The sequence below is a fragment of the Bacillus sp. JJ722 genome (assembly GCF_036963345.1).
Taxonomy (GTDB): domain Bacteria; phylum Bacillota; class Bacilli; order Bacillales; family DSM-1321; genus Bacillus_AD.
In genome coordinates, this window is record NZ_JBALMO010000060.1 from 2,504 (window position 1) to 10,716 (window position 8,213).

The 8,213-nt window shown below is 35.4% G+C and carries 7 protein-coding genes and 1 pseudogene; 1 reads left to right on the plus strand and 7 read right to left on the minus strand.

Annotated elements, in window-relative coordinates; translation table 11 throughout:
- Nucleotides 1–159 precede the first annotated feature (159 nt).
- Both V7014_RS08935 and V7014_RS08940 read right to left on the minus strand, forming a co-directional pair.
- Nucleotides 160–645: a GNAT family N-acetyltransferase gene (locus V7014_RS08935; protein WP_335506271.1), complete on the minus strand. Its 486-nt coding sequence runs from the start codon at nucleotides 643–645 to the stop codon at nucleotides 160–162.
- A gap of 81 nt (nucleotides 646–726) precedes the next feature.
- Nucleotides 727–1,758, minus strand: coding sequence for a serine hydrolase domain-containing protein (locus V7014_RS08940; RefSeq protein WP_335506273.1), 1,032 nt, complete (start codon nucleotides 1,756–1,758; stop codon nucleotides 727–729).
- Nucleotides 1,759–2,029: 271 nt separating this feature from the next.
- On the opposite strand from V7014_RS08940, the pseudogene V7014_RS08945 reads away from it, so the two are divergent.
- Nucleotides 2,030–2,323 (plus strand): annotated as a pseudogene (locus V7014_RS08945) (EamA family transporter); the annotation flags it as partial.
- A 129-nt stretch (nucleotides 2,324–2,452) separates the two neighbouring features.
- Here the strand turns inward: V7014_RS08945 and V7014_RS08950 are convergent.
- The 5 genes from V7014_RS08950 to mgtE all read right to left on the minus strand — a co-directional run bounded on the left by V7014_RS08950 (nucleotide 2,453) and on the right by mgtE (nucleotide 7,931).
- Nucleotides 2,453–2,890: a universal stress protein gene (locus tag V7014_RS08950; RefSeq protein WP_335506275.1), complete on the minus strand. Its 438-nt coding sequence runs from the start codon at nucleotides 2,888–2,890 to the stop codon at nucleotides 2,453–2,455.
- A gap of 312 nt (nucleotides 2,891–3,202) precedes the next feature.
- Nucleotides 3,203–4,831, minus strand: coding sequence for a YndJ family protein (locus V7014_RS08955; protein ID WP_335506277.1), 1,629 nt, complete (start codon nucleotides 4,829–4,831; stop codon nucleotides 3,203–3,205).
- On the minus strand, nucleotides 4,828–5,445 hold the full coding sequence (locus V7014_RS08960) for a DUF4166 domain-containing protein (protein ID WP_335506360.1): 618 nt from the start codon (nucleotides 5,443–5,445) through the stop codon (nucleotides 4,828–4,830). Before V7014_RS08960 ends, V7014_RS08955 begins: the two co-directional genes overlap by 4 nt.
- A gap of 5 nt (nucleotides 5,446–5,450) precedes the next feature.
- Nucleotides 5,451–6,359: a DoxX-like family protein gene (locus V7014_RS08965; protein ID WP_335506279.1), complete on the minus strand. Its 909-nt coding sequence runs from the start codon at nucleotides 6,357–6,359 to the stop codon at nucleotides 5,451–5,453.
- Nucleotides 6,360–6,575: 216 nt separating this feature from the next.
- Nucleotides 6,576–7,931, minus strand: coding sequence for a magnesium transporter (gene mgtE / locus V7014_RS08970; protein ID WP_335506281.1), 1,356 nt, complete (start codon nucleotides 7,929–7,931; stop codon nucleotides 6,576–6,578).
- Between the last annotated feature and the right edge of the window lie 282 nt (nucleotides 7,932–8,213).

Below are 8,213 nucleotides of genomic sequence, written 5' to 3' on the forward strand. Positions count from 1 at the left end.
CTTCGCTTTTACTTTCGTTTTGAAGTAGGAGCCTTAGCGCTAGTTAAAACGGGATAAATCGAGCATTTCTTTCTTCAGATTTATGTACATTTCAATCACAAAAAAGAGGCTTATTCAACGATTAAATAGAATAACCCTCTTGTCATATATTATTTTCAATTAGTGAATAGCGTCGTTGCTAGTGGAATTCCTCTCATGACTATTCAGAACCATAATTAACCCACTAATTACACCTGTATTATCAATTTCACCATTTAATCTAAAGCCGAATTGCTCATACAGTTGCTGAGCAAATGTATTCTCAGGACAAATACTTAAAAATACGGTTTCTTGCTGATATGTTTCTTGAACATGTTTGATTAACATAGATAGAAATCTTTTGGCATAACCTTTTCCTTGATGGTCTTTATCAATCATGAAACGATCCAGCCAAACATCTCCATTTGAAATATCAAGTCCGTACATCGCATATCCAACCGCTGTATCTCCATCGTATAAGCCAACTGACTTCCACTGTGGTTCAAACCTTGATTGTGCAATTGATAATGCATTTGGTTCGATATAGCTTTCTTGATTACCTTCTACTGATAACAGAGCAACTGTTTGCCAGTTGTCTGCAGTCACCTCACAAATTCGGAGGCTCATAATTCCACTTCGCTTTCATTTTTTTATTTACACAACTTAATCATAATAAAAATCTAACATGTTTTCATCTTTCTTATTTGATTACCTTTCATTCAGTAAATCTAACACTTTAAATCCCATACTTAATGGCGTATTCCCAAACATACCCGTTCGATAGTTTGTAAGAACTACGACACCAGCATTCCTACTTTCACGAAAACCAATAAAGCTTGAAAATCCATGCGTACTACCATTATGCCAAATCGTCTTAAATTGCTTGTCATGAAGCCATCCAAGCCCAATATCAGCAGATTTACCATTCGGAATATATGCTTGTTGTGAACTTATAATTTTTTCATGCATTTCACATTCATTTCGCACACCCATATGAGCGGATAAAAATTGTAACATATCGACTATATTTGAGCGCAGTGCACCGGCTCCTTCAAAATCTTTCATCACAAGTTCCTGCTGTTTCATGTTATTCTTCCTATATCCTGACACGAGTCTCTTTCTTTGTTGAGACGATACCTTGATTACTGTATTTGGCATATCAAGAGGTTTACATATATTCTCAATGACGGCTGTTTCATACTCCATTCCAAGTTTATGAGCTAAAATCTTCCCTAATAACCCCAATCCATCATTTGAATATCTAAATTTTCTTCGTTTTACAGATGTAACCGATTGTAAATAATGATGTAATTCTCGAATTGAAAATGCACAATAAGGGTCTCGTTGTGAATTCTTCTCAAAATATTGTCTCCACATTTTCACTACATGCTTAGGAGGTATCCCAGAAGAATGTGTAGCTAAATGCTCTAGTGTTATTGGATGCTCTTTTGATAATTCTAATAAATAGTGACCAATTGAATCCTTTACGCTCACCAGTCCATCGTGCATCATAAGAGATAACATAGACGTCGTAAATATTTTCGTTATTGAACCTATTTCAAACAAAAGGTCACCATATGATTCCACATCATACATTCCTTTATCACCGCAACCTAATACACATTGATCATCTTTTGTTACGATTCCAATTGCAACAATGGCATGCTTTCGCTTCTTCAAAAATGGTTTTACTTCATCTTCCACTTGTTTTTGAAACTCTATTGAATGGATCGATTTCATAGTAAATACTCCTTCTCATTTATTTTATATAACTAAATATTTAAGTTAACTTAATGTGAATTTCTCTTTTGATTTGTTCTTTTTCAAATTTTTCCGTAATCACTCTATGCATGTACTAAGAGCGATGATATTCACGTTCACAACTATAGCAAACTAAATCTTCACATACTTAACTCATTTACATTTGCATTCCATATTTCGATAACGGCTGAAACATTCAGAATTTATAATGTTTACATATTAGTCACTACGATATGCGAGGAGGTAAAAAATGAATAATTTCAAATTGACACTATTAATACTCTTAACAACATTTTTAATGGGCTCTTCTTTTGCTGTAGGTAAAATAGGTTTGACTTATTCATCCCCATTGTTATTAGCAGCATTGCGTTTCACACTTGCCTGATTCATAATGGCAACAATCGTTATCATGTTAAAAAGACCTCATCCAACATCTAAAGGACAGTGGATAAAGATGTTTATTATTGGTACTTTCCAAACAGCTGGTGTTATGGGGTGTATTTTCTTGAGTTTACGAACCATTACAGCGAGTGAATCCTCAATTGGATTGGAGCCCTTTGAATGATATAAAATATCAGTATTCGTTAAGACTTTGCAAACATAAAAAAGCTACGCCAAAATGTCCCCATAAACGAACAAATCAACGTAGCCTTTATCTATTTATTCACTCAAACTATTGACGAACAATAGTAACATCACAAGTAGCATGGCGAACGATGTATTCAGATACACTGCCCATCACGAAGCGTTCAACTGCATTCACTCCGTGTGCTCCACAAACAATTAAATCAATTTCATATTTCTTAGCAATGGTTTTTACAATTTTTGTTTTGGGAGAACCAAATTCCATTTCTGTTACAACTTGATCCAATCCCGCTTCCAAAGCTTCTTTTTTATATGTTTCTAAAAGGTCTTCTCCATATTTTTTTAAAGAATCCATCACTGAGTTAGAATATCCTTCCATCGCAGGTGATGTTATAGGATCTACCACATGTGCAATAATCAATCGTGCATTGTTACGTGCTGCAATATCAATGGCTTTATGAAAAGCACTTTTAGCTATATCAGAGCCATCCACTGCAATAAGAATGTTCTTATACTGTTCACTCATCATCGTATCCTCCAATTCTATTAAAACACTTCATTGAAAACTACTTTATAACTCTTACCTTACAATATCATAAATATTCCTTATAAGTGAAAAATTTCATATCATTAAGGGTGTCCAATAAGGTAATGGTGTCTTAGATTTTACATTTACGTGAAAATCATTATTCCTACTTTTTATGGAAACTGCATTTCATCTCTTTCAAAAGCGCCAATTATAGGCATTTTCAACATACTCAGCAAGCATTACAGATTTCTCGTAACCTATAGCGAAGGGCTAAAAAGCGTAAATGGACGTTCGAAAAGTGATTGAAAATCACTTTTCGGACAGCCCCATCTTCTCTATTTCATAACCTATTTCAAGAAACTTCAAACCAAAGATCCACATTTGATGATGAGCAACTAAACTAACTCTATCCGATTCTTTAATATAAAAAGTTTCCTCCAAAGGCAATCGAATCGTCATCCAAGAAGTGTGTAAATAAATGCCCGAGTCTCCGTTTCCAGCATCTCTCGAACTTGTTAATATAAGATTTCTACCGTCATTTCTTAACCTAAGAATTCCTGTCATATTGGAGTATGGCAGTGGCAACGCTATATTCATATAGGTTTCATCTTTATACTCATGCGTAGAATATAAGGCCATAAAAATCGTTTCACTCTGCTCATTCTCTCTTATCCAAGCTCTTACTCGTTCTCTACCATCAATAGTAGATTTCACATCGACTATATTTCCGTTCACGCCCTCCCAGCGTGAACCTAATCCTAAATGGATTTGCCCAACTTTTCTACTGATTTTATTATAAATGGACGCTAAAGGACGAAACCAAGGCTTCCACTGAATATTTGCACGCATAGTATATGAATGTGTACGTTCATAAAAATTAATGATAGTAGTTGATATTTTACTAGCATCAAACGATTTAGAAGAGAATTCCTGCATGTTATCAACAAGACCGATAACATTCGTTTGCTCTATTAAATCTCTGCGTAAAAGATAATCGCTTCCAATTCTTCTCTCACCCAAAACTCGACTCATCGGTTTCCCGTAATATTGATGAGAAGGAGATGGCCTTTCCAAACTCCAGCCAATTAAGGCTGGCAATATGACACCAAATGCATTAACTACACCGTGAATCCATACCATTTGATCGATTGAAAGCGTGATACTAAATGTAACTCTGCCATATGCATAATAAAGGGAAAAAGCAATGGTAATTAGTAAAATAAGCGCTGATACGGAAACTAAGATCTTCGCCATTACATTCTTGAAAGTTGCCGTTAGTACAAGATAGCCATACAGATAAAATGCAACTAAATATATAACAACAGCCACAAACTCAATCATTCTCGAGTATGTAATACCAATTGCAACTGTCATAGGTGAAACGATAATGATCATTGTCACAGCAGTATATAGTCGTTGATACTTCACACCCAACCTACCTAATAATCCTACCATGATTGGAATAACTAGTGCTGAGTAGTGAAAGTGGACAGCTGTTAGAAAAATAATATAAGGTGAAAAGTCCATTACTTGCATGTTCATAACTGTTGCAACGAACCAAAAGCCACCAAGGCTTAAATAAATTAAGCCACTATCAATAGCTAATTCTGGAAGAGGATTCACCCCTCTCTCTAGCACTCTACTAATCCCTAATACAGCTACTAAAATCGTATAAGTAAACCATACTATGGCAAAAAACGACGAATCGATAACAAAAGCAAGGAACGCACTTCCACTTGCTAGCGGGTAAACAAGCATCGTCCATTTTGCTAACGGTAAAACCACCCCATCTCTCCGTCTCCAGTCAAGCAACAGAAAAATAATCGGAATAAATACGAGAATAGAAAATAAAACAACAGCTTCTAAAATATGAAACTGTGACCATGTCAAAATAAGAAACAACAAGTATAAACTAATTCCAAAGAGTAAGTTTCTCATAATGAATCACACTCTCTAAATGTTCCATTATAGGAAAAAACAGTACCCACTAACGGATTGCGAACATGAACGGAAATTAAAAAGCAGTCATTCTCATCATCGAAAGCTTCCACAATATGCGCTACTCCATATAAACATTTCGGTAACGATATTCGCTTACCAAACATTTGAAGCCACTGTTTCTTTGAAGTGATATGCACAGCACCACACTCGTCTACATGAAAAGCCAAAGTCGACGTCATGACAGAAGGCATGCCGAAATCATCAATAATTTCTTGTTTATAGTCATCTAAATACATAACCGCATCAAAATGACGGGATACGTTCTGAAAATCAAATGTTCTTCGCCACTCTACAATCTGTTGACCTTGTTCATTCTTTATAACCGTATTCACAATAGTGAAAGGAATATCTTTACCTCTTTCTGAAAAGAAGAGGCGAAATCTCACCCCTAATCTAAGAAACTGCCTAACAACAAAATTTCCTCCGGTTATAGAATCCATTATGCCTTTACCAATAAAGCCCGATTGGTCAGTGAGACAATAGCGCTTTTGTAACTTTGGATGCATCTTTTTGTACGCTTCTCCAAGTAACGTTTCATATATCGATAACATCCTAATCATCCCTTTCTTCTTCTACGACAATTCCTAGCAAGTGGTAAGTGATCGCTATTCCAATAGCCAACAAGTGATACAAATAAAAGAACACCATTTAATGCAACTGGATTAAATGGATGAACAAAGCTAGCGGGATTACTCATAAATGCAGCTAACGTTAAAAGTACAATAATAACCATATGAGCAAGGAAAAGTTTCTTTTTCCTAAGTGGCATCAGCCAAAGTAAGCCAAAGATCATTTCAAGGAAACCAATCATACGGATTGCGAATTCACCCGACAAATGAAAGGACAGTACGGAGGTAAGCATTTTAATTTCTTCAGGATGAGCAACAATTACTTTCGGAACCAGCCCTTGATAAATCCAAACAAAAGCTAATATTACACAAACCATCCAATATGTCAGTGTTTTTCGAAACAACAATTTAGGATGGTAACCTTTCTCCAACCATAGCCTTAATGAATCAAAACTCCAAGCCGTTGCCCATCCCAATAACGGGCGAAAGCAATATGTATCGATTAGTTTCCCTACTCTTCCGAAACTACAATCATAATCATATAACGTCTCAAATGAAATGTGTTTTCCTTCCTCTGTATACTTCCAATAACCTCGTCCCGTTCGAATTAACGAAAGTGGATGATCCGTCCAAAATTTTAAAGAAGAAACTCTTTCGCCCGATTCCTTCTCTATTTGTCCTACACTTTCACCTTCACCAGCTATTTCAATTCCAAAGCCAATCTTTGTTTTATACAAAAAGCGTTGCGGTTCATCATCCTCTTTCTTCAAATATGAAATTTCCGTAAAACGTATATCCCATTCCGTATGCAAAACAGGATTTTGACTAGCATTCCAAAGTTCATCCATCGTCGTATCCATATTGATTTGAACATAGATCGGTTTTGATTTTTTCATAACACATCCCACCCTCAAAATAAGATAGTGAAAGCAAAAATAACGTGAGATTTTAATCGGCGGGGGCTTTCGTCCTTCCCCCACCGATTATTAGGGATAAAATACTTAATGCACCCTCATTCTAACAAAATGATTTTATTTTTCAAATATTCAAACTAATAAACACAGCATTCTTGCACAAAAAACCTATGCTCACTGAACATAGGTTTTTGTCTATCAAGTTAAATATGCTAAAAATTTAGTAGCAATTCCAAAGTATATTAACAAGGAAAGTATATCGTTCAATGTTGTAATTAGTGGACCCGATGCAACTGCTGGGTCAATTTTTAAACGATATAAAATTAAAGGTACAACAGTTCCAGCTAATGTTCCAAAAATCAGAGTAATAATTAATGAACTACCGACGACAAAGCCAAGAACCGGATTTCCCTGCCATATATAAGCGATGATAGCAATTAAAATTCCACAGGTAATACCGATCATTAATCCTACTTTTAATTCCCGAAATATTAATCGTACAACCGTCTTCTTGTCAGCTTCACGTGTAATTAATCCTCGAACAACTACAGCCAAAGATTGTGTTCCTGTATTACCTGTCATCCCTGCAATCATAGGCATAAAAAAGGCAAGCGACACTACTTTCGATAATGTTTCTTCAAATTGACTAATAATCGTTCCAGAAACTAATCCTATTAAAAGAAGTAAAACTAACCAAGGAAGTCGACGATAAGCTGCTACAAATGCTTTTGTATCAAAGTCAATATCCTTACCAGATGCGGATAGTTTCTCAATATCCTCTGTTGCTTCTTGAATAACAACATCAATAATATCATCTACTGTCACAATTCCAACAAGCACATTATTTTCAACAACAGGAATGGATACAAAATCGTATCGCTCTATTAATTGAGCTACTTCTTCTTGGTCTGTATCAGCAGATACTGATATAACCCTACTGTACATAATATCGCTTATTTGTTCATGTTCACTGGCCAAGATAATATCTCGATAAGATACTACACCGACTAAGTTTTTGTTTTGATTAATTACATATAAGTAGTTAATTGTTTCAGAGAATTCGGCGAATGTTTTTAATTTCTCTACCGCTTCTCTCACTGTATAATTTTGCGGAATCCAAACAAATCGGTTCGTCATCATTCTTCCTGCTGTTTCAGGAGGATAATTCATGATATTTTGAACGATCGTTGATTCTTCTTTCTTCATTTTTGAAAGAAGTACTTTAATTTTAGCCGGTGATAAGTCTTGTAGTAAGGACGCTAAATCATCATTGTCCATTAAATCCATGATTTGACCAGACTTTTCAATTCCTAGCTTTGTTAATAATTCTAATTGGTCTTCCTTTTCAAGTTCCTGAATTAAATCTGCTATTTGATTAGGAGTCATAAACAGCAAGAATCTAGTGTGATGCTTCTCAGGTAAATTGGTATAAATAAGAGCTATATCATATGGATGAAGCTCATCTAAAATAAGTTGAAAATCTTGTCTTTTTCCTTCTTTTAAAGATTTAATCACCTTTAAAGTGATTTGATCTGTAGATATGTTTTTTGTCATAACTAATAACCTCCACTCTAAGTGGAACACTCAATTGATTCTCTTTATCTATAATCTAGAGATGGAGAAGCAAGTTGCTTTCCACTTATATATTGCAATATTGATGTAAAACATATGGGTATCGGGCTCGGGTCATCAAGTAACATGATTCTCCACCTCTTTCTTTTAATCAATTTAGTATAAGAAAAGCGCAGGCGCCCGCTTTGCTCCGTATGGACTGGAGCCCTCCGACTGAGATAAAGGAAACACGAAGAGACGAAAGTCGATTCGATTGTCCAGCTT